This window comes from Actinophytocola xanthii, assembly GCF_001921205.1.
Classification (GTDB): domain Bacteria; phylum Actinomycetota; class Actinomycetes; order Mycobacteriales; family Pseudonocardiaceae; genus Actinophytocola; species Actinophytocola xanthii.
Window position 1 is genome coordinate 17,905 of sequence record NZ_MSIE01000083.1, and the last position, 23,606, is coordinate 41,510.

A 23,606-nucleotide genomic window follows, 5' to 3' on the forward strand; every position below is an offset into this window, starting at 1 on the left:
GGACCGTGACCTCGTCACGGAGAATTCGCCGCCCCGTGCTTCCCGCCCTCAGTGCCGCCCTCGTCGGCGCGCTGACGGCGGGCGCCGCGACGTTCATGACGGACGCCGAGTCCGTGGCCGACGCCGGCCAGGTCAACCTGGCCGTGGAGAACTCTCCCGCTTCCGACCCGGGCCTGTCGGACTCCGAGGACCCGACCGGCGCGCTCCCCGCGGAGTCGGCGGACGAGCAGACCTACGAGCAGAACTCGAGCACGGTCGAGACCGTTCCGGCCTCCACCACGCAGCAGCCCACCTCGACGCCGAGCGAGGCCCCGTCCTCCCCGTCCTCGGAGGCCCCCGCGCCGCCCCCCGCGACCGGGACGCCCACCCAGGTCACCGAGGAGGAGCAGGTCGTCACCCTGGTCAACGCGGCGCGCGCGCAGAGCGGATGCGACCCGGTGACGACCGAGCCGGAGCTGGTGGAGGCGGCCCAGCAGCACAGCTCCGACATGTCCGAGCGCGAGTACTTCGACCACACCACCCCCGAGGGGCTCACCTTCGCCGACCGCATTCTCGAGGCCGGCTACGAGAGCCCGGGTGCGGAGAACATCGCCCGCGGGCAGACCAGCGCCACCCAGGTGATGAACAGCTGGATGGAGTCCGACGGCCACCGCGCGAACATCCTCAACTGCCAGCTCACCACGATCGGCGTGGGGCTCGACAAGGACGGCTGGTACTGGACGCAGAACTTCGGCTACTGAGCCGGAGTTTCCCGGACTCCGAATATCCCCGTCACGGGCGGTTATTCCACCTGGTCCCCCGCGTCGTCCCAGGTGGGGACGCTGGGAATTTCCAGAGCAACGAGGAAGGTAGTGGTCGGCGACCGTCTGCAGTACCGTTACTTTCCGAAGGATTTTCCTCCGGATAAGGCGACTATGGACGACAACGACGGACGCAGACCCAGGCAGCGCCGCACTCGGGCCGACGCCCTTCGGAACCGGGAGCAGATCCTCCGCGCTGCCGTTGACCTCATCATTGAGCAGGGACCGACCGCGCCGATGGAGTTGATCGCGCGTCGCGCCAACGTCGGCATTGCGACGTTGTACCGCCACTTTCCAGACCGATCGGTATTGCTTCGTCAGGTTGCGCTGGACACCGTCCGGCAGTGCGGCACCGAGGCGAGAGCGGCCCTGGAGGAGGAGCCGGACGCCTTCTCCGGCCTCAGCCGCTACATGCACGACTCGATCGACCTGCGCATCGGTGCGGTGATGCCGGTCCTGGCCGACCGCATCCCGATGGACGAGGAACTGCTGGCCGCCCGCCGGGACTCCCGCGAGGCCGTGGACGCCCTCGTCGAGGCCGCCCACCTCGAGGGCTCGCTGCGCCCCGACATCACCAGCGGCGACATCGGTCTGCTGATCATCCGCCTCACCCCGCCGCTGCCCGGCGCGATGGCTCCCGAGGACAACCACCGCCTCAGCCACCGGCACCTGGAGCTCCTGCTCGACGGCCTGCTCAGGTTCGTCTCGACCGAGGAGCTGCCCGGTCCCGCGATCTCGGTCGACCAGCTCACCCGGATCCCGCCGGGCCCCGGGCCCGGCTACGCGGGGATGACCGCCGAGCTGCGCAGCAAGGAACGCGGACGCTGCCGTCCGCGCTGACGAGCACGCCGGTCAGCGGGCCGTGGGGCGGGGCTGGCACCGGGGACAGCTGAACGAGCTCCGGTTCATGAACGGTTCCCGGCGGATGGGGCGGCCGCAGCGGCGGCAGGGGCGGCCTTCCTGGCCGTAGACGGCGAGGCTGCGGTCGAAGTAGCCGGACTGGCCGTTCACGTTCACGTAGAGGGCGTCGAACGAGGTGCCGCCGGCGCCGAGGGCCTCGGTCATCACCTCGGTGGCCGCGGTGAGTACCTCGGCGGCCTTGGCCGGGCCGATGCGGTCGGTCGGCTTGGCCCAGTGGACCCTGGCCCGCCAGAGGGCCTCGTCGGCGTAGATGTTTCCGATGCCGGAGACCAGGGTCTGGTCGAGCAGGGCGCGCTTGAGCTCGGTCCGCTTCCGGCGCAACGCCCGCACCGCCGCGGCGGGGTCGAAGCGGGGATCCATCGGGTCGCGGCCGATGTGGGCGATCGGGGCGGGCAGGACGGTCCCGTCCACCTCCACCAGCTCCCCCATCGAGAAGCCGCCGAACGTGCGCTGGTCCACGAACCGGAGCTCGGGACCGCCGTCGTCGAAGCGGAACCGGACGCGCAGGTGTTTCTCGTCCGGGGCGCCCTCGGGCTGAACCAGCAGCTGGCCGCTCATGCCGAGGTGGGCGAGCATGGCGTCCCCGCCCGACAGCTCCGCCCACAGGTACTTGCCCCGCCGCCGCATCGCCGTCACCCGGCGACCGGTCAACCGGCCGGCGAAGTCGGACGCGCCGGGGAGGTGCCGGCGGATCGCGCGGGGATGGAGCACCTCGACCGAGCGGACCAGCCTGCCCGTGACGTGGACGTCGACCCCGTGGCGTACGACCTCGACCTCGGGTAGCTCAGGCATCGCCGTCCGGCTTGCCCGACTTGACCAGCTCGGACAACGTGCGCCAGGCCGCCTCGGCGGCCTTCTGCTCGGCTTCCTTCTTGGTCCGGCCGTCCCCGCTGCCCCGGTCCTGCCCGGCGACGATCACCGTCGCGGTGAACTCCTTGCGGTGGTCCGGACCTTCCTCCTGCACGCGGTACTCCGGCACGCCGAGGCTGGCCTGCGCCGTGAGCTCCTGGAGCGAGGTCTTCCAGTCGAGACCCGCGCCGAGCAGCGGCGCCGCGGTCAGCAGCGGGTCGAACAGCCGGTGGATCAGGTCCCGCGCGGTCTCGATGCCGTGCTGCAGGAACACCGCGCCGATCACGGCCTCCATGCCGTCGGCGAGGATGCTCGGCTTGTCCCGGCCGCCGGTCAGCTCCTCGCCCTTGCCCAGCAACAGGTGCGGGCCGAGCCCGCCCTCGCCGAGGCCGCGCGCGACGCCGGCGAGCGCGTTCATGTTCACCACGCTGGCCCGCAGCTTCGCGAGGTTGCCCTCGGGCAGCTGCGGGTGCGCCCGGTAGAGGTGATCGGTGACGACCAGCCCGAGCACGGCGTCCCCGAGGAACTCCAGTCGCTCGTTGGGCGGCAGGCCACCGTTCTCGTAGGCGTACGAGCGGTGTGTCATGGCGAGCGTCAAGAGCTCGGCGTCCAGGTCGACGCCGAGCGCCTCGAGTAGCTTGGCCGGGTCGGCCGCCGGGCCGCGTGCCGCCCTACTCCCCACTGCCACAGCCCACCTTCACCCCCGGATCAGGCCGGTTCGGTGACCTGGCGGCCGTCGTACTGCCCGCAGGACGGGCACACGACGTGCTGCGGCTTGGGCGTGCGGCACGCCCGGTTGGAGCACTCCACCAGGTGCGGAGCGCTGGTCTTCCACTGCGACCGGCGAGAACGCGTGTTGGAACGCGACATCTTCCGCTTGGGGACGGCCACGACTCAATCTCCTTCAACGACAGGGTGGGACCGGACGGCGCTTTCTCACTCGTCCCGGTCCGTGCTGAACCGCTCGGTGAGCGCGGCCCACCGAGGGTCAATCGTCTCATGCCGGTGATCCGGACCGGCATCGGCCCACTTGACACCGCACTCGGGGCACAGACCGGCGCAGTCCGGCGTGCACAGCGGCACGCTCGGCAGGGCGAGCACGGTCGCGTCCCGGACGACCGGCTCCAGGTCGACCAGGTCGTCGACCAGGCGCGCGACCTCGTCCTCGTCGGTGGTCTGCTCGGTGACGCTGTCCGGGTAGGCGAACAGCTCGGTGAACTCCACCTCGACCTCCTCGCCCCGGATCGGGTCGAGGCAGCGGGAGCACTCGGCCTCGGTCGGCGCCACCGCTGTGCCGGACACCAGCACACCCTCGACGACCGACTCGAGCAGCACGTCCAGCTGGACCTCGGCACCCTTCGGCACGACGACGACACCCTCGACACCGAGCGCCGTCTGGAGGTGTGCGGTACGGCGCACCTCTCGGGACAGGCCCGGCCGGCGGCCGAGCTCCCTGGTGTCGACGACCCACGCGCTCTTGCGTTCGGACATGGCGAACTCGACGCTTCCCAACGGTTGATTTGGCCGCGCGCGACGCGCGGCGCGACCGTTCCAGCCTACGCGCTCACGCGGCCGGGGTCAGGCGGTGTAGTCGAAAGGCGCCGCGCTCACTCCGGTGACCGCCGCTCCCCGCAGGTGCGCCCGCCCCTTGCCGACCGTGCGGAGAGTGTGGCTGAGGAGGTCGGAGAACTCCGCGAGCTTGCTGTCGACGTACTCGTCGCACTCGGCGCGCTGACGGGCGGCCTCGTCGGCCGTCGCGTCGAGGATGCGGGCGGACTCGGCATGCGCCGCCTGGACGACCTCGGTCTGGGAGACCAACCGCTCCTGCTCGATGCGGCCCTCCTCGACCGAGCGCTCGAAGGACTCCCGACCGGCCTGGATCATCCGGTCGGCGTCCACCTGCGAGCGACCCACCAGCTCGTCGTACTTGGCCTGCCCGGCGGCGACGGTCCTGGCCGCCTGGTCCTGCGCCTCGGCGACCAGCCGGTCGGCCCGCGCCTGCGCCTCGGCGATCATCCGCTCCGCCCTGGCCCTGGCGTCCTCGATCGCCTTGTCCGCCTCCATGGCGGCCTTGCTCACCGTCTGCTCGGCTTGGTGCTCGGCGTTGCCGATGATCTCGTCCTTGCGGTCGAGCACGTCCTGCGCGTCGTCGACCTCGGCCGGCAGCGCGTCGCGCACCTCGTCGAGCAGTTCGAGGACGTCACCGCGGGGCACCACACAGCTGGAGGTCATCGGCACCCCCCTGGCCTCCTCGACGATCGTGACGAGCTCGTCGAGCGCCTCGAACACCTTGTACACCGCCGGCCTCCTCCACCGCCCGCACCTGCCTGCGTCGGTCCAGTCTGCCGTCTGGCGCAGGGCGATCGGTGGAGGTGGCCCGCTGGCGTGTCAGCCGTCGGTGTCGACCTCCACGAACGTGGCGTACCTGTCCGGCGTGTAGTAGAACTCCCCGCCCTCGCCCGACACCAGCCGCCGGTCGCCCCGCCCAGAGACCCCGGGGGTGGGCACGGTGAAGAGGCGGTAGTACCCGGACGCGCAGTCGGGCAGCAGACCCTCGCGGTTCTGGTAGGCCTGCCCGTCGCCGGGGTAGGGGTAGGGCCCGCCGGCGCGCACCAGCGCGACGGTCCGACCCACCTCGGACGGGAGGTCGGCCACCGGCACCTCGTCCAGACCGCTCGGGGCGCCGCACTCGTCTGGCGCCGCCTCGAGGTCGACCAGGACGAAGCTCGCGTAGTGGTCGTCGGTGAAGAAGTGCTCGCCGGCCGAACCGGTGACGATCCGGCGCGCCCCCCGGTGGGGCAGGCCGGGTGTCTCGACCGTGTACTCGTGGTAGTAGCCCTGCGCGCAGTCCGGCAGGAGGTCCTCGCGGTTGCCGAACACGGTGCCGTCCTGCGGATACGGGAACGGTCCGCCGGCGGCGATCAGCTCGGCGGTGTCGGTCGCCTCCGGCGGGAGGTCGCCGAGCGGCACGAGCTCGTAGCCGGAGGTGTCGCCGCACACCGGTTGTACGGCCGCGACCTCCGGCGCGGTGACGGTGGTGGCCGCCGCGGTGAGGCCGAAACCGGTGAGCGCGGTGACCAGAAGAGTGAGTAGCGTCGTGACGGACAGGGGCCGGACGTTGCTCATTCACCGACCGTAGACCCTGGAGGTGACGGCGCAGTAGCCGTCTTCAGGCGGGACACGGGAGTTCTCATGGCAACGACCCCCCAGACGAGCACCCAGCCGCTCATCCGGCGGGCGACCGCCCGCGACGTCCCGGCGATCGTGGCGCTGCTCGCCGACGACGCGCTCGGCGCCCGCCGCGAGCGCGTCGGCGACGCGGCCTACGCCAGGGCGTTCGCCGAGATCGACGCGGACCCGCGCCAGTACCTCGCGGTGACCGAGCTCGACGGCGAGGTCGTCGGCACGCTGCAGCTGACGTTCATCCCGGGTCTGTCCCGCCGCGGCGCCACCCGCGCGCTGATCGAGGCGGTCCGGGTGCGGGCCGACCAGCGCGGCGCGGGGATCGGTCGGCACCTGGCCGAGTGGGCCATCGAGGAGGCCCGTGCCCGGGGTGCGGCCGTCGTTCAGCTGACCACCGACGCGAGCCGGGTGGACGCCCACCGGTTCTACGCCCGGCTGGGCTTCGTGGCCAGCCACGTCGGCATGAAGCTCATCTTCTGAGCGCGTCAGCCCTGCTCGCCGAGCCGCTCGAGCAGGCGCCGGTGCACGGTGTCCGGGAGCAGGTGCGCGACGTCGCCGCCGTAGGTCGCGACCTCCTTGACCAACGAGCTGGACAGGAAGCTGTTCAGCGGCTTGGTCGGCATGAACAGCGTCTCCACACCGGTCAGCTGCTGGTTCATCTGGGCCATCTGCAGCTCGTAGTCGAAGTCGCTGACCGCGCGCAGGCCCTTCACGATCGCCCGGATCTCGTGCTGGCGGCAGTAGTCGACGAGCAGGCCGTGCCAGGAGTCGATCCGCACGTTGGGCAGGTGCGCGACCACCTCGCCGAGCATCTCCATCCGTTCCTCGACGGTGAACAGCCCGCGCTTGCTCTTGTTGATCAGCACCGCGACCACGACCTCGTCGAAGACGGCGGCAGTACGTTCCAGGATGTCGAGGTGTCCGTTGGTGGGCGGGTCATAGGAACCGGGACACACCGCGCGCCTCATTGGCGGACCGTATCAGCCCAGGAAGCGGCGCACCCGCCGGCGGTGGTCCTGATCACCCCACCCGGCCCCAGTGCAGTGTCGTGTCCCCGTAGTGCCGCATCCGGTCCGCCACCAGGGGCTGGGGCCAGGCGGGGGTCCCGGACCGGCGGGCGCGCTCGACGACCACGAGCGACCCCGGCCGGGTCCACGCCGCGAGCGCGGCGAGGTCGGCGGCGAGCGCGGTGTCGGTGAGGGAGTAGGGCGGGTCGGACAGCACCAGGTCGAACGGCTCCGGCGGCGGGGTGGCCAGCACGGTCGCGACCTTGCCCTGGCGGACCTGGGCGCCGGTGAGCCCGAGCGCGGCCACGTTGCGGCGCAGGACGGCGACCGCCCCCGCGTCCGACTCGACCAGCAGCGCGTGCCCCGCCCCCCGCGAGAGCGCCTCCAGCCCGAGCGCGCCCGTGCCGGCGTACAGGTCGAGCACCCGGGCACCCGGCAGGTCCATCACCGCCTCGACCGCGCTGAACAACGCCTCCCGCACCCGGTCCGAGGTCGGCCTGGTGCCGCGCCTGGGCACCGCGAGCTGGCGCCCGCCGGCCGTCCCGGCCACGATCCTCGTCATCCCGACATCGTCGCGCAGGACGCGCTAGGCATGCTTGACCAGGGGGTCCACCCCCTCCCCCGGGAATTCGCGTAGGCTCGCTCTTCCCATTCCACAAAGCAGGTACACCAGGGAGAGTGCGTGTCGCACATCTCTGTCAGGCAGTCCGAGATCGCTGTCGAGCAGGCACACGTCGACGTCGTCTACGCGCGGGTCGAGGAGATGCGCGTCGAGGCGCGCGACATGCGACGCAAGGGCGACCAGCTGGCGCACGGCGCGCGGAACGAGGCGATCTTCGAACAGGCCTCGATGCTGTTCGAACGCGACGTCATGGTGCGCCACGCCAACCAGATCCTGCGCAGCCTGGACGCCGAGCACGAGGGGCTCGTGTTCGGCCGCCTGGACATCGTCGGCGGCGAGGACACCGGCCCCGCGACCGAGACCATGTACGTCGGGCGGCTCGGGATCCGGGACGTGAACTTCGACAACCTGGTCACCGACTGGCGCGCCCCGGCCGCCGCCGCCTTCTACCAGGCCACCGCCGAGCAGCCGATGAACGTCGTGCGCCGGCGGGTCATCCGCTCCTCGGGTCAGAACGTCGTGGACATCGACGACGACCTGCTCGCCCCGGACAAGCGCCCGGACGGCATGGCGGTCGTCGGCGAGGGCGCGCTGATGGCGAGCCTGACCCGGGCCCGCGGCGACAAGATGCGGGACATCGTCGCGACGATCCAGAAGGAGCAGGACGAGGCGATCCGGGCGCCGTGGCGGGGCATCACCGAGATCACCGGCGGTCCCGGAACCGGCAAGACCGCCGTCGCGCTGCACCGGGTGGCCTACCTGCTCTACCGCGACCGCAGGCGGATGGGCGGCTCGGGGGTGCTGGTCATCGGCCCGTCGCCGGCGTTCACCTCCTACATCTCCCGCGTGCTGCCCTCGATGGGCGAGGACACCGTGGAGCTGCGCTCCCTCGGCGAGGTGCTCGACGGCGCCGCGGCGGCGACGGTGGACCCGCCCGAGGTGAACCGGGTCAAGGGCTCGCTGCGGATGCGCCGCGTGCTCAAGCGGGCCCTGCGCGACGCCCCTCCCGGCGCCCCCACCGAGCTGCGCATCACCCACCGGGGCGAGGTGCTCAAGCTCGACGAGCAGGAGCTGGGCCGGGTCCGCCGCCAGGTCCACTCGGCCGGCCGGCCGCCGAACCAGTCCAGGGTGGACGCGGCCGAGGCGCTGCTGGCGGCGTTGTGGCGGCAGGCCGAGGGCCGGCCGGGCATGGAGCGCGACGAGGTGATCACCGAGCTGGGCGAGCGGATCGACTTCCACCGGTTCGTCGTCGTGTGGTGGCCGATCCTCACCCCGACCGAGGTTTTGGGCTGGTTCGCCGACCGGGACCGGCTGGCCGCGGCCGCGGGCCGCGCTCTGTCCCCCGCCGAGGTCGGCCTGCTGGCCGCGTCGTTCTCCTCGCCGACCGGCCCGACCGTCGCCGACATCGCGCTGCTCGACGAGCTACGGGTGCTGCTCGGCCCGCCCCCCAAGCGCCACCGCAGGCGCGCCGCGGCACAGGCGGCCGAGCTGCGGGCGTGGGGCGAGCGGCCGGACGCGCCCACCTACCGGCGGACCGAGCACTACGACGAGTACTCCCACATCGTGGTGGACGAGGCACAGGACCTGTCCCCGATGCAGTGGCGCATGGTGGGCCGGCGCGGCCGGTACGCGAGCTGGACGATCGTGGGCGACCCGGTGCAGAGCTCCTGGCCCGACCCGGACGAGGCGGAGTCGGCTCGCGCCTCGGCGCTCGGCGCGCGGACGACGCGCCGCCGGTTCGCCCTCGGCACGAACTACCGCAACTCCGCGGAGATCTTCGAGCTGGCCGCCCAGGTCGTGGCCGACGTGTCCACTCCGGACCAGCTGCCGACCGCGGTGCGCAGTACCGGGGTCAAGCCGTCGGTGCGCGCGGTGGCCCCCGAGGAGCTGGTGGCGGCCACCCTGCCGGAGGCCACGTCGCTCCTGTCCGAGGTGGACGGGACGGTAGGAGTGATCACCTCGACCGGCCGGCTGGCCGAGGTCCGCGCCGCCCTGTCCGACCTGGACGACCCCCGACTGTCCGTGGTGGACGGCGTGGAGGCCAAGGGGCTCGAGTACGACGCGGTGGTGCTGGTCGAGCCGACCGAGCTGGTCACCGAGTCCACGACCGGCCCGCGCACGCTGTATGTGGCACTCACCCGGGCGACCCAGCGCCTGACCGTGCTGACGACCGACCCGTCCTGGCCCGCCTGAGCACCGAGCACTCAGCCGAGCATCGAGTCGAGCAGGCGGATGGCCCGCGCGGTCAACATGTCGGCGTCGGTGCCGAGCTCCGCACCGCGGTGGTCGAGCTGGCCGTCGAGGGCCAGTGCGGCGAGCCCGTGGGCGAAGGCCCACAGGGACACCGCGAGGGCCTCGGGGTCGGGGCTGTCCAGCTCGGCCACGACGTCGGCGAGCACGGCGAACGCGGCGTCGCCGGCCGCGCGGGCGTCCGGGTGTTTCTCCGGCTGGGACAGTTCGGGGCGGAACATCAGCTGGAAGTAGCCCTTCCGCTCCCTGGCGAAGGTGACGTAGGCCCGGGCGAGCGAGACGACGGCCGCCCGCGGCTGCTCGCGGCCGGCCAGGGCCGCGCGCAACCGCTCGGTCAGCTGCTCGAAGCCCCGGACCGAGATCGCCGCGAGCAACGCGGCCCGGTCGGCGAAGTGGTGGTAGGGCGCCGCCGGGCTGACGCCGGCCTCGCGCGCCACCCGCCGCAGGCTGACCGCGCCGATACCCTCCACCTCGATCAGCCGCACGCAGGCGTTCAGGAGTTCCTCTCGGAGTGCGCCGTGGTGGTAGCTGCCGCGAGGGCGGGTGTGGGGCACCAACGGAGCGTAGTTGACGTCCATACAACAGAGGACTATACAGTGTTCAGATACTGAACAGTGCTTAGATGGAGGAGGGGGCTCATGTCGAAGGTGCTGGTGACCGGGGCGTCCGGGTTCGTGGCGAGCCACTGCGTGGCCGACCTGGTCGCGCACGGGTACTCGGTTCGCGGCACCGCCCGCCGGCCGCGTCCGGGTGGCGTCGAGATCGTCCCGGCCGACCTGCTCGACGACCGCGGCTGGCCGGAGGCGGTCGCCGGCTGCGAGACCGTGCTGCACGTGGCGTCCCCGTTCCCGGCAGCGGAGCCCCGCGACCCGGAGGAGCTGGTCGCCCCCGCCGTCGAGGGCACGCTGCGGGTGCTGGCGGCGGCAGCGGCCGCCGGCGTGCGGCGGGTCGTCCTGACCTCCTCGGTCGCCGCGGTCAACGCCGGGCGGCGACGCGGCGACGACCGGGTGCGCACAGAGGCCGACTGGGCGTCCGTGGACACCGCGCACGCGTACGCGCGGAGCAAGACGCTCGCGGAGCAGGCCGCGTGGCGCTTCGCGGCCGAGCACCCGGAGCTGGAGCTGGTCGTGCTGAACCCCGGCATGGTGTTGGGCCCGGTCCTCCACGCCTCGGCCGGCACCTCGGTCACGGTCGTCCGGCGCCTGCTCAACGGGGAGATACCGGCCGTGCCCAACCTCGGTTTCGCGATGGTCGACGTTCGGGACGTGGCGGCCGCTCACCGGCTCGCCATCGAGACGCCGAACGCCGCGGGCAACCGCTACATCCTCGCCGGGGACAACGTCTGGTTGCCGGAGGTCGCCGCGATCCTGGCCGAGGAGTTCAACCCCCGAGGTCATCGGGTGCCAACCCGCCGGCTGCCCTTCTGGCTGATGTGGACGCTGGCGCGCTTCGACCGCACGCTGCGGGTCGGCCTGGAGTACGCCGACCGCCCGGTGCACCTCAGCCACGACAAGGCGGAGCGGGAGCTGGGCTGGCGGATGCGCCCGCTCCGCACGTCGCTCGTGGACACCGCCGAGAGCCTCCTCGCCCACAACCTGGCCGCGGCCAGCACCTGACCCGCACGCGCGAGGTCGGTCAGGCGAGCACGACGAGCAGGTCGCCACCCTCCACCTGGGCCACCGACCCGATCGCGAGACGCTGCACCGTGCCGGCCTTGGGAGCGGTGATCGAGGCCTCCATCTTCATCGCCTCGATCGTGGCGACGGTGTCGCCGGCCTCGAGCTCGTCGCCCTCCGCCACGGCCAGCGTGACCACACCGGCGAACGGTGCGGCGACGTGGCCGGGGTTGGAGCGGTCCGCCCGCTCGGCGACCGGGAGGTCCGACGCGACCGAACGGTCCCGTACCTGGATCGTCCGCAGCTGGCCGTTCAGGCTCGCCAGCACGGTTCGCATGCCCCGCTCGTCCGGCTCGCCGATCGCCTCGAGCTCGATCAGCAGCCGCACACCCTTCTCCAGGTCGACCGGGTACTCCACCCTCGGTCGCAGGCCGTAGAAGAAGTCCTTGCTCTGCAACACACTGGTGTCGGAGAACTGCTCACGGTGGGCCAGGAACTCGTTGGCCGGCTGCGGGAACAGCAGCCGGTTCAGCGTGGTCCTGCGGTCCTCGGCGAGGCCGGCGCGGTCCTCGTCGCTCAGCGTCGGGGCCGGCCTGGGCTCGCCACGCCCCCGCAACGCCTTGCTGCGGAAGGGCTCGGGCCAACCACCCGCCGGGTCACCGAGCTCGCCGCGGAGGAAGCCGATCACCGAGCCGGGCACGTCGAACCGGCCCGGGTCGGCCTCGAACTCGGCGGGGTTCACACCCGCACCGACGAGGTGCAGAGCCAGGTCACCGACCACCTTGGACGAGGGGGTGACCTTGATCAGCCGGCCGAGCATCCGGTCGGCCGCCGCGTAGACCGCCTCGATCTCCTCGAACCGGTCGGCAAGGCCCAACGCGGTCGCCTGCGTGCGCAGGTTCGACAACTGTCCACCGGGGATCTCGTGGGTGTAGACCCGACCGCTCGGCCCGGGCAGCCCGGCCTCGAACGGCGCGTACACCTTCCGCACGATCTCCCAGTAGGGCTCGAGGTCGCAGACGGCCTGCAGGTCCAGTCCCGTCTCGCGGGGACCGTGGTCGGTCGCCGCCACGATCGCCGAGAGCGGCGGCTGGGAGGTCGTACCGGCCATCGAGGCGCTCGCGCCGTCCACCGCGTCCACACCGGCCTGGATCGCCGCCAGGTAGGTCGCCAGCTGGCCGCCCGCGGTGTCGTGGGTGTGCAGGTGGACGGGCAGCTCGAACTCCTTGCGCAGCGCGGTCACCAGCCGGTGGGCAGCCGGCGCGCGCAGCAGTCCCGCCATGTCCTTGACGCAAAGCACCTGGGCACCCGCGCCGACGATCTGCTCGGCGAGCTTGAGGTAGTAGTCCAACGTGTACAGGCGCTCACCCGGGTCGGACAGGTCCGCCGTGTAGCACAGCGACACCTCGGCCACCGCGGTTCCGGTCTCCAGCACGGCGTCGATGGCGGGCCGCATCTGCTCGACGTCGTTGAGCGCGTCGAAGATCCGGAAGATGTCCACCCCGGTCGCCGCGGCCTCCTGCACGAACGCGGTGGTGACCTCGGTCGGGTACGGCGTGTAGCCGACCGTGTTCCGTCCGCGCAGCAACATCTGCAGGCAGATGTTCGGCAGCGCGGTGCGCAGCGCGGCGAGGCGCTCCCACGGGTCCTCGGCCAGGAACCGCAGGGCCACGTCATAGGTCGCCCCACCCCAGCACTCCACCGAGAGCAGCTGCGGGGTCATCGACGCCACGTACGGCGCGACGTTCACCAGGTCCCTGGTGCGGACCCGGGTGGCGAGCAGGGACTGGTGGGCGTCGCGGAACGTCGTGTCGGTGACCCCGACCGCGTTCGACTCGCGCAGCCAGCGGGCGAAGCCCTCCGGGCCGAGCTCGTCGAGCCGTTGCTTCGACCCGGCGGGCGGGGACCCCAGCTCGACGGCCGGGAGCTTCTTGACCGGGTCGATCACGTCCGGACGGTCGCCGTGCGGACGGTTGACCGTCACGTCGGCCAGGTAGGTGAGCAGCCTGGTGCCGCGGTCGGCGGACTGCCGCGCGGTCAGCAGGTGTGGCCGGTCCTCGATGAACGAGGTGGTGACGTTGCCGGCGATGAAGTCGGCGTCGTCGAGCACGGCCTGCAGGAAGGGGATGTTGGTCGCCACCCCGCGGATGCGGAACTCGGCGACCGCGCGCCGGGCCCTGGCCACCGCGGCCGGGAAGTCGCGCCCCCGGCAGGACAGCTTGACCAGCATCGAGTCGAAGTGCGCGCTGATCTCGGTACCGGAGGACGAGGTGCCGCCGTCCAGCCGGATGCCCGCACCGCCGGGCGAGCGGTAGTGGCTGATGATCCCGGTGTCCGGGCGGAAGCCGTTGGCCGGGTCCTCGGTGGTGATCCGGCACTGCAGCGCCGCACCGCGCAGCCGGATGCCGTCCTGGCTCAACCCGAGGTCGGCGAGGGTCGCGCCGGAGGCGATCCGCAGCTGCGACTGCACCAGGTCGACGTCGGTCACCTCCTCGGTGACCGTGTGCTCGACCTGGATGCGCGGGTTCATCTCGATGAAGACGTGCTTGCCGTTCGCGTCGAGCAGGAACTCGACGGTGCCGGCGTTGCGGTAGCCGATGTGCCTGGCGAAGGCGACGGCGTCGGCGCAGATGCGCTCCCGGAGCTCGGGGGCGAGGTTCGGCGCCGGCGCGATCTCGATGACCTTCTGGTGGCGGCGCTGCACCGAGCAGTCCCGCTCGAACAGGTGGATCACCTCGCCCGTGGCGTCGGCGAGGATCTGCACCTCGATGTGCCGGGGCGAGACCACGGCCTGCTCGAGGAACACCGTCGGGTCACCGAACGCCGACTCGGCCTCGCGCATCGCCGCCTCCAGCGACTCGCGCAACGCGCCCGACTCCAGCACCCGGCGCATGCCGCGCCCGCCGCCGCCGGCGACGGCCTTCACGAACAGCGGGAAGCCCAGCTCCTCCCCCGCGGTGAGCAGCTCGTCGAGGTCGGCCGAGGGCGCCGAGGACCGCAGCACGGGCAGGCCGGCCTCGCGAGCGGCCGCCACCGCACGTGCCTTGTTGCCGGTCAGCTCGAGGACCTCGGTCGGTGGGCCGACGAAGGTGATGCCGGCCTCCGCGCACGCCCTGGCCAGCTCCGGGTTCTCCGACAGGAAGCCGTACCCGGGGTAGACCGCGTCCGCGTTCGCCCGCCGGGCCGCGCCGATGATCTCCTGCACCGAGAGGTAGGCCCGGACGGGATGGCCCGGCTCGCCAATCTCGTAGGCCTCGTCGGCCTTCGTGCGATGCAGTGAGTTGCGATCCTCGTAGGGGAACACGGCGACCGTGCCGGCCCCGAGCTCGTATCCGGCGCGGAACGCGCGGATCGCGATCTCACCCCGGTTGGCGACGAGGATCTTGCGGAACATGGGCGAACCTCCTGGTAGGGGGGACGTCCCAGGGAACGTTACCGCCCGGTCCCGCCCACCGGGAGTTAAGTCCCACGTGACGGGCACCTCTCGGAGGACATTCCGGGGTTTTCAGGGACCGGTGAACAGCAGCCGGTTCGCGGTGGCCGGCGGGACCCCGCAGAGCACGTCCCGGGTGGCCGCGCCGACGACCGCGGCGGCGGCCGTCGCGGGGTCGGCGGTCGGGTTCGTGTGCAGGTACATCGCGACCGCGCCGGCGACGTGCGGGACGGCGAGCGAGGAGCCGGACATCGTCCGCGTCCCGCCGTCGGGCCACGGGCCGGTGACGCGCTGCCCCGGGGCGTAGAGGTCGAGTGCCGGACCGCGGTTGGACTGCGGTGCCGCGCAGTCGTCCGCCCCCGCCGAGCCGACGGTCAGCGCCTCGGTCACCCGGGCCGGGGAGTAGTTCGACGCGTCGCCGGCGGAGCTGCCGGCGGCCACGGCCACGCTCACCCCGGAGGCGACCGCGTTGCGCACCGCGGTGTCCAGGGCGGTGTTGGGGGCGCCGCCCAGGCTCAGGTTCGCGACGGCGGGCCGCACCGCGTTGGCGGTGACCCAGTCGATCCCGGCGATCACGTCGGCGACCGTGCCGGAGCCGTTGCCGTCGAGCACCCGCACCGGCACGATCGCGACGCCCTTGGCCACGCCGTGGGCGGTGCCACCGAGGATCCCGGCGACGAACGTGCCGTGCCCGTTGGCGTCCGCGGCGTCGGTGTCGTCGTCGACGAGGTCGATGCCCGGTCGGATCCTGCCCGCCAGGTCGGGGTGCGCGCTCACGCCCGTATCGATGACGTAGGCGTGCACCCCTTCGGCCCCGGTCGGGTACCGGTACACCCCGTCGAGTGGTAGCTCGCGCTGGTCGATCCGGTCCAGCCCCCAGGACGGCGGGGCGACCTGCTCACCGAACGCGCGGACCGGGGTGTCCGGCACGACCGCCGCCACGCCCGGCTCCCTCGCCAACGCGGCGGCCTCGGACTCGCTGAGGCCGAGCGAGAAGCCGGGCAGCGCGGCGGTGAAGGTGTGCTCGACGACGCTGTCGAAGCGGCCGGCCGCCGCTTTCGCGCGACCCTCGACGTCGCGCTCCGCCGACAGCACCACGACGTACCCGGCGGTGGGCGGCTCGGCGTCCACCGGGGACACCGGGCCGACGGCCACCGCCGTGCCGAGCAGGAGAGCGACACCGGCGTTCGCGAGTTCCATACCAATCTCGTTAGTCGTCCCCAGGGCGGGGAGCAAGGTTCACCAGTTGCCAGCCGGGGGTGGGGCTGTCCCCACCCCCGGCTCGGGGGAGCACACCCGTGTTCGCCGGTCCGCCAACCGAAAGCATGAAACCTGTTGTCGGGGTGGGCGTCTGGAGAGGACAGGCATGTGAAGAGGCAGGCGAGCACCGTGCGCGTGGCGCGGTGGAGTGCGACCCACCCCTGGCGGGCGATCGGCCTGTGGGTCGTGTTCGTCGCGGTGTGCCTGTCGGCCGGCTCGTGGCTGGGGACCAACGAGGCGACCGACGAGGACATGGCGATCGGCGAGGCGGGCCGCGCGACGTCGATCGTGAGCTCGGGCGAGTTCGGCGACCGCGCGGAGGAGAACGTCCTCATCACGGCGCGGTCGGGACAGCTGGACCAGGCGGCGGCGAGCGCGGCCGCCGCGGACGCCGCCGAGCGGATGCGCGGTCTCCCGGAAGTGGCCGAGGTCGGCGAGCCGGTGCCCTCGGCCGACCGGCAGGCACTGCTCGTGCCGATCACGATGGCGGGCGACCCCGACGAGGCGCGCGACCGGCTCGACCCGCTGCTGGCGCAGACCGAGGCGGTGCAGCGAGACCACCCCGCGGTACGGGTGGAGGAGGTCGGCGGCCCGTCGATCAACAAGGGGGTCAACGACCAGATCGGCGAGGACCTCGCCAAGGCCGAGCTGATCAGCCTGCCGGTGACCCTGGTCATCATGCTGGTCGCGTTCGGCGCGATCATCGCGGCGGGGGTGCCGGTGCTGCTCGCCCTGTCCGCCGTCGGCTCCGCATTCGGGCTCAGCGCGCTCGCCTCGCACCTCGTGCCGGCCGTCGACACGGTCTCCAGCGTGATCCTGCTGATGGGCATGGCCGTCGGGGTCGACTACTCGCTGTTCTACCTCAAGCGGGAACGGGAGGAACGCCAGAACGGCAACCCGCACGTGCGGGCCGTCGAGATCGCCGCGGCCACCTCCGGGCACGCCGTCGTGGTGTCCGGTTTCGCGGTGATGATCTCGATGGCCGGGCTGTACCTGACCAGCGACGCCGTGTTCGCCTCGCTCGCCACCGGCTCGATCATCGTGGTCGCGGTGGCGGTGCTGGGTTCGCTGACGGTGCTGCCGGCACTGCTCGCCAAGCTCGGCCGGTTCGTCGACCGCCCGCGCGTTCCGCTGCTGTGGCGGCTGACCAACCGGTCGGGTCCGCCCCGGGTCTGGCCGCGGCTGCTCCGCCCGGCCCTGCGTTTCCCGGCCGCCACGCTCGTGCTCACGCTCGCCGCGCTGGGTGCCCTCGCCTGGCCGGCGCTGGACCTCAACCTGAAGAACAGCGGCGACGACGACCTGCCCCGCAGCATCCCGGTGATGCGCTCCTACGACCGGCTGACCGAGGCCTTCCCCAGCCAGGGGGTCATCCACGTCGTCGCCGTGCGGGCGGAGCCGGGCCAGGCCGATGCGGTGCGCGGCGCGCTGGTCGCGCTGCACGGGCAGACGGTGAACGACCCGCTCTACGCGAGCGGCGCCGAGCCGGACCTCCGCGTCTCCGACGACCGGCGGGTCACCCTGCTCGAGGTGCCGACGACACAGGCTCCCGGTACCGACGGGGCCGAGAGCTCGTTGGCGAAGCTGCGCACCGAGCTGGTGCCGGCGAACCTGGACCGGGTGCCGGGCAACGAGCACGCCGTCGGTGGGGACATCGCCCGCGACGTCGACTACACGGGCAACCTGGCCGACCGGATGCCGCTCGTGATCGGTTTCGTCCTGCTGCTGACGTTCCTGATCATGCTGGCGACGTTCCGCTCGATCGCGGTCGCGCTCACCGCGATCCTGCTGAACTCGCTGTCCGCGGCGGCCGCGTTCGGCACGCTCGTCCTGGTTTTCCAGCACACCTGGGCCGAGGGCATTCTGGGCTTCACCTCGACCGGCACGGTCGTCTCCTGGATACCGCTGTTCCTGTTCGCGGTCCTCTTCGGACTCTCCATGGACTACCACGTGTTCGTCGTCAGCCGGATCCGCGAGGCCGCCCGCGGCGGGCTGTCGACCAGAGAGGCGGTGGCACAGGGGATCACGCGTTCGGCCGGGGTGGTCACCAGTGCCGCGGTGGTGATGGTGTCGGTGTTCGCGATCTTCGCGACGCTGAGCATGAACGAGATGAAGCAGATCGGTGTCGGCCTGTCCGTCGCGGTGTTCATCGACGCGTTGGTGATCCGGGTGCTCGTCCTGCCCTCGCTGATGGCACTGCTGGGCCGGGCGAACTGGTGGCCCGGGCGAATTGAGGGTCGCGGCGAGGAGTCAATTGCCTCGTCCGACGATCATTCGGTCGAGCCGGCGAGGCGGGCGGCACAGCCCGTGCGGTGATCATGAAAGGCGGGCCACCTCACCGTTTGCCATGGTGAGGTGGCCCTGGGCATTCACCGCTGCCTGCCGATGTCACCCCTTGTGGTGACCCTCTAAAGTGGGGCAATGCCTGCTGGCGATTCCGACGCAAACAGCCGTGTCCCCCGGTTCGACACCGTTCTCCGGGGCTACAACCAGCGCCAGGTCAACGAGCGGGTCACTCGTCTGACCTTCGACCTCGGTCACGTCCAGAAGAGCCGCGACGAGGCGGTGGCCAAGGTTGCCGAGCTGACCAAGGCGCTCGGCAGCGCACAACAGCAGCTGATCGACTCCAAGGCCCAGCTCAACCGCATCGCCACGAACCCCACCAGCAACGAGGCGATGTCCGAGCGGCAGCGGTTGATGTGGCAGCTGGCCGAAGAGGAGATCGCGGAGTTCAAGCGCGACGCGGACAACTACGACCGCACCACGAGAGCCGACGCCGACGAGTACAGCCACTCGACCCGGGCCAAGGCCGACGCGCACGCCTCCAAGACCCGGGAGGACGCCGACAAGTACTCGGCGGCCACCCGCAAGGAGGCCGACGACCACGCCAAGGAGATCCGCACCAACGCGGACAGCTACGCCACGGCGACCAAGTCCGCCGCCGACGACTACGCCGCCGGCATCCGCTCCGAGGTGCAGAACTACGCCAAGGAGCAGAAGGCCAAGCACGAGGCGGCCTCCGCCGAGCTCGCGCAGCGCCGCAAGGCGCTGGAGGCGGAGTACGCCCGCAACCACGCCGCGCTGGAGACCGAGTACGAGGGTCTGCGAGCACGGGCGGCAGCCGAGCACGACCAGCTCATGGCCGACGCCCGAGCCGAGGTGGAGCGGGCCGCCCGGGCCAACGAGGAGCGGATCGCCCAGCTCGACGCCGCGGCCCGGCAACGGCGCGAGCAGCGCGACGCCGAGGCGGCCAAGCAGCGGGAGCTGCTGGACGCGAAGGCCGCCGAGCGGCGGGCCGCGCTCGAGCAGGAGGCCGAGGCCGGCATCGAGGCTCAGCGCGCGGAGCTCGAGCGCGAGCTGAACGAGCGGGCCGCGGTGGCCAAGGAACGCGCCGCCAAGATCATCGCCGAGGCCGAGCGGGAGGCCGCGAAGCTGCGCGAGGCGTGGAACGCCGAGCGGGCCGAGGCCGAGCAGGTCCTCGCCCAGCGCGAGGCCGCCGCGCAGGCGCAGGCGGACACGATCATCACCGACGCCCGGCGCCGGGTCGAGGAGGCGGAGAAGGCGCTGGCGGACAGGCAGGCGGCCACCGAGAAGCACCTGGCCCAGCTCCAGACCAGGGCTCAGCAGGAGGCCGAGAAGATGGTCGCCGACGCGGAGGCCAGGACCCGAGCCACCGACAAGGAGATCGCCGAGCGCCGCGGCCGGGTGGACAAGGAGCTGACCGAGCAGCAGGCCAACGCGAAGATCCGGGCCGCGAAGATCATCGAGGATGCCGAGGGGCGGCTGGCCGAGGCCAACGACCGCACCCGGCGAGCCGACGAGTTCGAGCGTCGGGTGTCCGAGCAGGTGAGCGCGACCTACGCGATCCTGGGCGAGGCGCGCCGCCACTTCGCCAAGGCCATGGGCGGGGACACCGGTGGAACGGACAAGCCGGCGCCGCCGCAGCCCAAGCCGCAGCCGGACAGCCAGGTTCGCTCCCACGTCAACGGGAAGTAGGGCGCGCCCCAGGGGACCGACACGAGAACGCCTTCGCCGCACCGCGGCGAAGGCGTTCTCGTGTCTCAGACCTTCTCCAGGTACTCCGCACGGGAGTCGCCGACGAGATTCGCCACCATCCGCGCGAGACCGGGGTGCTCGCGCAGGTCCGGGCTCCGCGTCACCAGGCGCTGGGCCACCTCGCGCGCCTCGGTGATCAGCTCCGCGTCGCGCAGCAGCGACAGCAGCTTGAGCTGTGAGTGCTTGCCCGACTGGGTGGCGCCGAGGATGTCGCCCTCGCGGCGCATCTCCAGGTCCACCTGGGCCAGCTCGAAACCGTCCAGGGTGGACGCCACCGCGTCCAGCCGGTCGCGTGTCGCGGTGCCCGCCAGCGCGTCGGTCACCAGCAGGCACACCCCCGCCGCCGAACCGCGACCGACCCGGCCGCGCAGCTGGTGGAGCTGGCTCACGCCGAACCGGTCGGCGTCCATGATCACCATCGCCGTGGCGTTCGGCACGTCCACGCCGACCTCGACGACCGTCGTGGCCACCAGCACGTCCACCTCCCCCGCCGCGAACGCGCGCATCACCGCGTCCTTCTCGTCGGTGGGCAACCGGCCGTGCAGCACCGCGAGCCGTAGGCCCTCCAGCGGCCCGGCGGCGAGCTCCTCGGCGACGGCCAGCACGGCCAGCGGCGGCCGGCGAGCGGACTCCGAGCCGGCCAGCATCTCGTCCAGCGCCTCGTCGGAGAGCTGGTCGGAGAGCTGGTCGACGTCCTCCGGGGCGTCCTTCTCGCCGATGCGGGGACAGACCACATAGGCCTGGTGCCCCTCGGCCACCTCCTCGCGCAACCGCTGCCAGGCGCGGTCGAGCCAGGTCGGCTTCTCGGCGGCCGGCACGACCGCGGTGCTGATCGGCGAGCGTCCCGCGGGCAGCTCGCGCAGCGAGGAGGTCTCCAGGTCCCCGTAGACGGTCATGGCGACGGTCCGCGGGATCGGCGTCGCCGTCATCACCAGCACGTGTGGGCTGACGTTCTCCCCGGCCCGGGTGCGCAGCGCGTCCCGCTGCTCGACCCCGAAGCGGTGCTGCTCGTCCACCACGACCAGGGCGAGGTCGGCGAACTCGACCCGGTCCTGGATCAGCGCGTGGGTCCCGACCACGATGCCGGCCGCCCCGCTGACCACGTCGAGCAGGACCTGCTTGCGCTGCGCGGCGGGGAGCGAGCCGGTGAGCAGGGCCACCCGGGTGGCGTGCTCGGCCGCCCCCAGCTCGCCGGCCTGGGCGAGGTCGCCGAGCATCTTCGCCAGCGACCGGGCGTGCTGGGCGGCGAGCACCTCGGTCGGCGCCAGCAACGCCGCCTGGCGGCCGGCGTCCACCACCTGGAGCATCGCCCGCAGCGCCACGACGGTCTTGCCGCTGCCCACCTCGCCCTGCAGCAGCCGGTTCATCGGGTGCCGGCCGGCGAGGTCCTCGGCGATCACCTCACCCACCTCCCGCTGCCCGCTGGTCAGCTCGAACGGCAGGCGCTGGTCGAACTCGGCCTGGATGCCGTCGGCGCGGCGGGGGCAGGCCGGGGCGGGGCGGGCGGTCGCCGCGGCGCGCCGCTGGGCGAGCGCGAGCTGGACGGCCAGCGCCTCCCCCCACTTGAGCCGCCCCCGGGCGGCGTTCACGCCGGCCCAGTCCTTGGCCGAGTGGATCGCCCGGACCGCCTCGTCGAAGGACATCCGCCCCTCGCGCAGCTCCTCGGGCATCGGGTCCTCGATGGTGTCGAGCAGCCCGAGGGTCTGCCGCACGCACTTGGCGACCTGCCAGGACTGGACCTTCGCCGCGGCCGGGTAGACCGGGATGAGCCCGAGGAAGTCGTCGATCGCCGTGTCGACGGCGGCCTCGCCACCGTCGTCGGCCGCCTGGTCCTGCTCGATCGGCTGGTACTCGGGGTTGGTGAGCTGGAGCTTGTTCTGGTAGATCGACACCTTGCCGGCGAACAACGCGCTCACCCCGGGCTTGAGCTTCACCGAGTGCTGGCGCATGTTGAAGAACGTGCAGTTCAGCGTGCGGGTGCCGTCGGTGATCACCACCTCGAGGATCCAGCCTCGGCGCTGGCGCATGCGCCGCTCGTTGACCGACTTCACCCGCGCGAGCACGGTCGCGTGCTCGCCGATCTCGAGCCCGGCGATGTCGGTCAGCTCCCCGCGCTCGGCGTACCGGCGGGGGTAGTAGTGCACGAGGTCGCCGACCGTGTGCAGGTCCAGCGCAGCCGCCAGCGCCTTGGCGGTGCGTGCGCCGACCGCCAGCTCGAGCTTGTCGTCCAGGGAGACCATCGGGGCAATTATGTCGCGCCGGCCGGCCTACTCCACGCCGAGCATCAGCACGGCGTGGCTCTGCCCGCCGTGGTACGCGACGACCTCGGTCTCCGGGTGCTCACGGCGCAGGTAGTCGGTGAGCTCGCCGGCGAGCTCCTCCGGCGCGTCGGCGCCGAGGAGCACGGTGACCAGCTCACCGCCCGTGCCGAGCAGACGCTCGACCACGCCGCAGGCGGCCCGGTCCAGTGCGGCGACGTCGGCCGGCCCGGGCTCGATCAGCACCACCTCGCCGTCGGCCAGGCCGAGCACGTCCCCCGCCGCGCAGGTACCCACCCAGGTCATGGCCTCCTCGGCGGACACCACCACCTCGCCCCGCCTGGTGGCCGCGGCGGCCTCGGCCATCGCCACCACGTCGTCGCCCGCCCGCCGCCGGGGGTCGTGCACGGCCACCGCCGCCAGCACCTGCACCGGCGAGGCGCACGGCACCACGACGACGTCCTGCCCGGCCGCCACGGCGCGGATCGAGGCCTCGTCGGCGGCCTCCACCAGGCCGGCGTCGCCCGGTAACACGCTCACGTGGGCGGCCCCCGTCGCGGTGATGACCTCGAGCAGCCGGAAGGCGGTCTCGCCCTCCCCCGCCTCCTCCCCGGCCAGGGTCACGACCACGACCCCCTCGCCGACCAGGAGGTCCGCCAGCTCCGTACTGCGCACCGGCACCACGACGGCCCGGTCCCGGGCGAACCGGGACGCCTCGGCCGAGGGCGCGTCGGCGAACCGGGCCACCCTGATCTGGTGCGGGCGCCCGGTCTCCACACCGACCTCGATCGCCGCGCCCACGTCGTTGCAATGGACGTGCACCGTCCACAGGCCCGCCCCGTCGCCGACCACCGACACCGAGTCGCCGAGCCCGTCGAGCCGGTCCCGCAGCCGCCCGATCGGGTCGGGCCCGTCCTTGTCGGTCTCCTTGTCGGTCTCCTTGTCGATCTCCCTGTCGATGGTGTCGAGCAGGTACATGACCTCGTAGGCGAACTGGTCCGAGCCCGACTCCCGCGCGGTGAACATCGACGTCTCCGGCGCGGGCACCTCGCGTGCCCTGGCCGCGGCCACCAGCGCCGCCGGCTGTTCGGTGACCACCGCGACCAGGGCGTCGAGCATGACGACCACACCGCGACCACCCGCGTCGACCACCCCGGCCGCGGCCAGCACGGAGAGCTGCCGGGGCGTCTGCTCGAGCGCGGCGAGGGCGCCGGCGGCGGCCGCCGTCGCCACCGCGGCCAGCTCGTCGGACGGCTCGGCACGGGCCGCTGCCGCGGCACCCTCGGCGACGGTGATCATGGTTCCGGGCACCGGGTCGGTCATCGCCGCCGCGGCCCGGGCGGCGGCCGCGCCG

At 72.5% G+C, this 23,606-nt stretch carries 20 protein-coding genes and 1 pseudogene; 8 read left to right on the forward strand and 13 right to left on the reverse strand.

Features of this window, described 5'->3' with window-relative positions; genetic code table 11:
* The first annotated feature begins 5 nt into the window (after positions 1-5).
* The 3 genes and pseudogenes from BU204_RS32795 (at position 6) to BU204_RS32800 (ending at position 1,640) form a co-directional block, all read left to right on the forward strand.
* On the forward strand, positions 6-740 hold the full coding sequence (locus BU204_RS32795; protein ID WP_233160873.1) for a CAP domain-containing protein: 735 nt from the start codon (positions 6-8) through the stop codon (positions 738-740).
* 174 nt (positions 741-914) lie between these two features.
* Positions 915-1,109: pseudogene (locus BU204_RS42325) on the forward strand (helix-turn-helix domain-containing protein); the annotation flags it as partial.
* Complete coding sequence (locus BU204_RS32800; RefSeq protein WP_233160875.1) at positions 1,110-1,640, forward strand: SbtR family transcriptional regulator; 531 nt, start codon at positions 1,110-1,112, stop codon at positions 1,638-1,640.
* Between the two features lie 12 nt (positions 1,641-1,652).
* Here BU204_RS32800 and mutM read toward each other — a convergent pair whose 3' ends face one another.
* The 6 genes from mutM to BU204_RS32830 all read right to left on the reverse strand — a co-directional run bounded on the left by mutM (position 1,653) and on the right by BU204_RS32830 (position 5,696).
* Entirely contained in the window at positions 1,653-2,513 is an 861-nt protein-coding gene (gene mutM, locus BU204_RS32805) for a bifunctional DNA-formamidopyrimidine glycosylase/DNA-(apurinic or apyrimidinic site) lyase (RefSeq protein WP_075129691.1), read from the reverse strand.
* The gene (gene rnc, locus BU204_RS32810; RefSeq protein ID WP_075129692.1) at positions 2,506-3,252 is read right to left on the reverse strand and encodes a ribonuclease III; all 747 of its coding nucleotides are present in this window, start codon (positions 3,250-3,252) and stop codon (positions 2,506-2,508) included. The genes mutM and rnc overlap by 8 nt, the downstream gene beginning before the upstream one ends.
* A 26-nt stretch (positions 3,253-3,278) precedes the next feature.
* Positions 3,279-3,461 (reverse strand): 50S ribosomal protein L32, encoded by a 183-nt coding sequence (rpmF, locus tag BU204_RS32815; RefSeq protein ID WP_075129693.1) that lies wholly within the window; start codon positions 3,459-3,461, stop codon positions 3,279-3,281.
* Between the two features lie 45 nt (positions 3,462-3,506).
* Positions 3,507-4,061, reverse strand: a complete 555-nt coding sequence (locus BU204_RS32820; protein WP_075129694.1) for a YceD family protein — start codon at positions 4,059-4,061, stop codon at positions 3,507-3,509.
* Positions 4,062-4,148: 87 nt separating this feature from the next.
* A complete protein-coding gene (locus BU204_RS32825) occupies positions 4,149-4,868 on the reverse strand; it encodes a DivIVA domain-containing protein (RefSeq protein ID WP_075129695.1) in 720 nt (239 codons plus the stop codon).
* A 90-nt stretch (positions 4,869-4,958) separates the two neighbouring features.
* The gene (locus tag BU204_RS32830) at positions 4,959-5,696 is read right to left on the reverse strand and encodes a ribonuclease domain-containing protein (RefSeq protein ID WP_075129696.1); all 738 of its coding nucleotides are present in this window, start codon (positions 5,694-5,696) and stop codon (positions 4,959-4,961) included.
* A 66-nt stretch (positions 5,697-5,762) separates the two neighbouring features.
* Between BU204_RS32830 and BU204_RS32835 the strand changes: the two genes are divergently transcribed.
* Positions 5,763-6,233 carry a GNAT family N-acetyltransferase gene (locus BU204_RS32835; RefSeq protein ID WP_075129697.1) on the forward strand — a complete coding sequence of 157 codons (471 nt, stop codon included), beginning with the start codon at positions 5,763-5,765 and terminating at the stop codon, positions 6,231-6,233.
* Between the two features lie 5 nt (positions 6,234-6,238).
* Here the strand turns inward: BU204_RS32835 and coaD are convergent, their stop codons facing one another.
* Together coaD and rsmD are read right to left on the reverse strand one after the other, a co-directional pair.
* A complete protein-coding gene (gene coaD / locus BU204_RS32840; RefSeq protein WP_075129698.1) occupies positions 6,239-6,721 on the reverse strand; it encodes a pantetheine-phosphate adenylyltransferase in 483 nt (160 codons plus the stop codon).
* Between the two features lie 52 nt (positions 6,722-6,773).
* Positions 6,774-7,340 carry a 16S rRNA (guanine(966)-N(2))-methyltransferase RsmD gene (gene rsmD, locus BU204_RS32845; protein WP_332888607.1) on the reverse strand — a complete coding sequence of 189 codons (567 nt, stop codon included), beginning with the start codon at positions 7,338-7,340 and terminating at the stop codon, positions 6,774-6,776.
* A gap of 102 nt (positions 7,341-7,442) precedes the next feature.
* Between rsmD and BU204_RS32850 the strand changes: the two genes are divergently transcribed.
* The gene (locus tag BU204_RS32850; RefSeq protein ID WP_075129700.1) at positions 7,443-9,575 is read left to right on the forward strand and encodes a HelD family protein; all 2,133 of its coding nucleotides are present in this window, start codon (positions 7,443-7,445) and stop codon (positions 9,573-9,575) included.
* An 11-nt stretch (positions 9,576-9,586) separates the two neighbouring features.
* Here BU204_RS32850 and BU204_RS32855 read toward each other — a convergent pair whose 3' ends face one another.
* Complete coding sequence (locus BU204_RS32855; RefSeq protein ID WP_075129701.1) at positions 9,587-10,210, reverse strand: TetR/AcrR family transcriptional regulator; 624 nt, start codon at positions 10,208-10,210, stop codon at positions 9,587-9,589.
* Between the two features lie 60 nt (positions 10,211-10,270).
* Here BU204_RS32855 and BU204_RS32860 point away from each other — a divergent pair, with 60 nt between their 5' ends.
* Positions 10,271-11,248: an NAD-dependent epimerase/dehydratase family protein gene (locus tag BU204_RS32860; protein WP_075129702.1), complete on the forward strand. Its 978-nt coding sequence runs from the start codon at positions 10,271-10,273 to the stop codon at positions 11,246-11,248.
* Positions 11,249-11,267: 19 nt separating this feature from the next.
* On the opposite strand, the gene BU204_RS32865 is transcribed toward BU204_RS32860, so the two are convergent.
* A complete protein-coding gene (locus BU204_RS32865) occupies positions 11,268-14,642 on the reverse strand; it encodes a pyruvate carboxylase (RefSeq protein WP_075129703.1) in 3,375 nt (1,124 codons plus the stop codon).
* A 111-nt stretch (positions 14,643-14,753) separates the two neighbouring features.
* Positions 14,754-15,881, reverse strand: a complete 1,128-nt coding sequence (locus tag BU204_RS32870) for a S8 family peptidase (protein WP_075129704.1) — start codon at positions 15,879-15,881, stop codon at positions 14,754-14,756.
* 168 nt (positions 15,882-16,049) lie between these two features.
* Between BU204_RS32870 and BU204_RS32875 the strand changes: the two genes are divergently transcribed.
* Complete coding sequence (locus BU204_RS32875; RefSeq protein WP_083661839.1) at positions 16,050-18,254, forward strand: MMPL family transporter; 2,205 nt, start codon at positions 16,050-16,052, stop codon at positions 18,252-18,254.
* Positions 18,255-18,359: 105 nt separating this feature from the next.
* Positions 18,360-19,934, forward strand: a complete 1,575-nt coding sequence (locus BU204_RS32880; protein WP_075129705.1) for a coiled-coil domain-containing protein — start codon at positions 18,360-18,362, stop codon at positions 19,932-19,934.
* Between the two features lie 65 nt (positions 19,935-19,999).
* Here the strand turns inward: BU204_RS32880 and recG are convergent, their stop codons facing one another.
* Both recG and BU204_RS32890 read right to left on the reverse strand, forming a co-directional pair.
* A complete protein-coding gene (gene recG / locus BU204_RS32885; RefSeq protein WP_075129706.1) occupies positions 20,000-22,234 on the reverse strand; it encodes an ATP-dependent DNA helicase RecG in 2,235 nt (744 codons plus the stop codon).
* A 27-nt stretch (positions 22,235-22,261) separates the two neighbouring features.
* The coding region (locus BU204_RS32890) for a DAK2 domain-containing protein (RefSeq protein WP_083661842.1) at positions 22,262-23,606 on the reverse strand (1,345 nt) is incomplete at its 5' end.

Bases quoted from the DNA above. Each gene is read 5' to 3' on its own strand.
- BU204_RS32855 (WP_075129701.1), bottom strand. From the start codon at position 10,210: ATGGACGTCAACTACGCTCCGTTGGTGCCCCACACCCGCCCTCGCGGC.
- BU204_RS32880 (WP_075129705.1), top strand. From the start codon at position 18,360: ATGCCTGCTGGCGATTCCGACGCAAACAGCCGTGTCCCCCGGTTCGAC.
- BU204_RS32820 (WP_075129694.1), bottom strand. From the start codon at position 4,061: ATGTCCGAACGCAAGAGCGCGTGGGTCGTCGACACCAGGGAGCTCGGC.
- recG (WP_075129706.1), bottom strand. From the start codon at position 22,234: ATGGTCTCCCTGGACGACAAGCTCGAGCTGGCGGTCGGCGCACGCACC.
- BU204_RS32835 (WP_075129697.1), top strand. From the start codon at position 5,763: ATGGCAACGACCCCCCAGACGAGCACCCAGCCGCTCATCCGGCGGGCG.
- BU204_RS32870 (WP_075129704.1), bottom strand. From the start codon at position 15,881: ATGGAACTCGCGAACGCCGGTGTCGCTCTCCTGCTCGGCACGGCGGTG.
- coaD (WP_075129698.1), bottom strand. From the start codon at position 6,721: ATGAGGCGCGCGGTGTGTCCCGGTTCCTATGACCCGCCCACCAACGGA.
- BU204_RS32860 (WP_075129702.1), top strand. From the start codon at position 10,271: ATGTCGAAGGTGCTGGTGACCGGGGCGTCCGGGTTCGTGGCGAGCCAC.
- BU204_RS32865 (WP_075129703.1), bottom strand. From the start codon at position 14,642: ATGTTCCGCAAGATCCTCGTCGCCAACCGGGGTGAGATCGCGATCCGC.
- BU204_RS32830 (WP_075129696.1), bottom strand. From the start codon at position 5,696: ATGAGCAACGTCCGGCCCCTGTCCGTCACGACGCTACTCACTCTTCTG.
- mutM (WP_075129691.1), bottom strand. From the start codon at position 2,513: ATGCCTGAGCTACCCGAGGTCGAGGTCGTACGCCACGGGGTCGACGTC.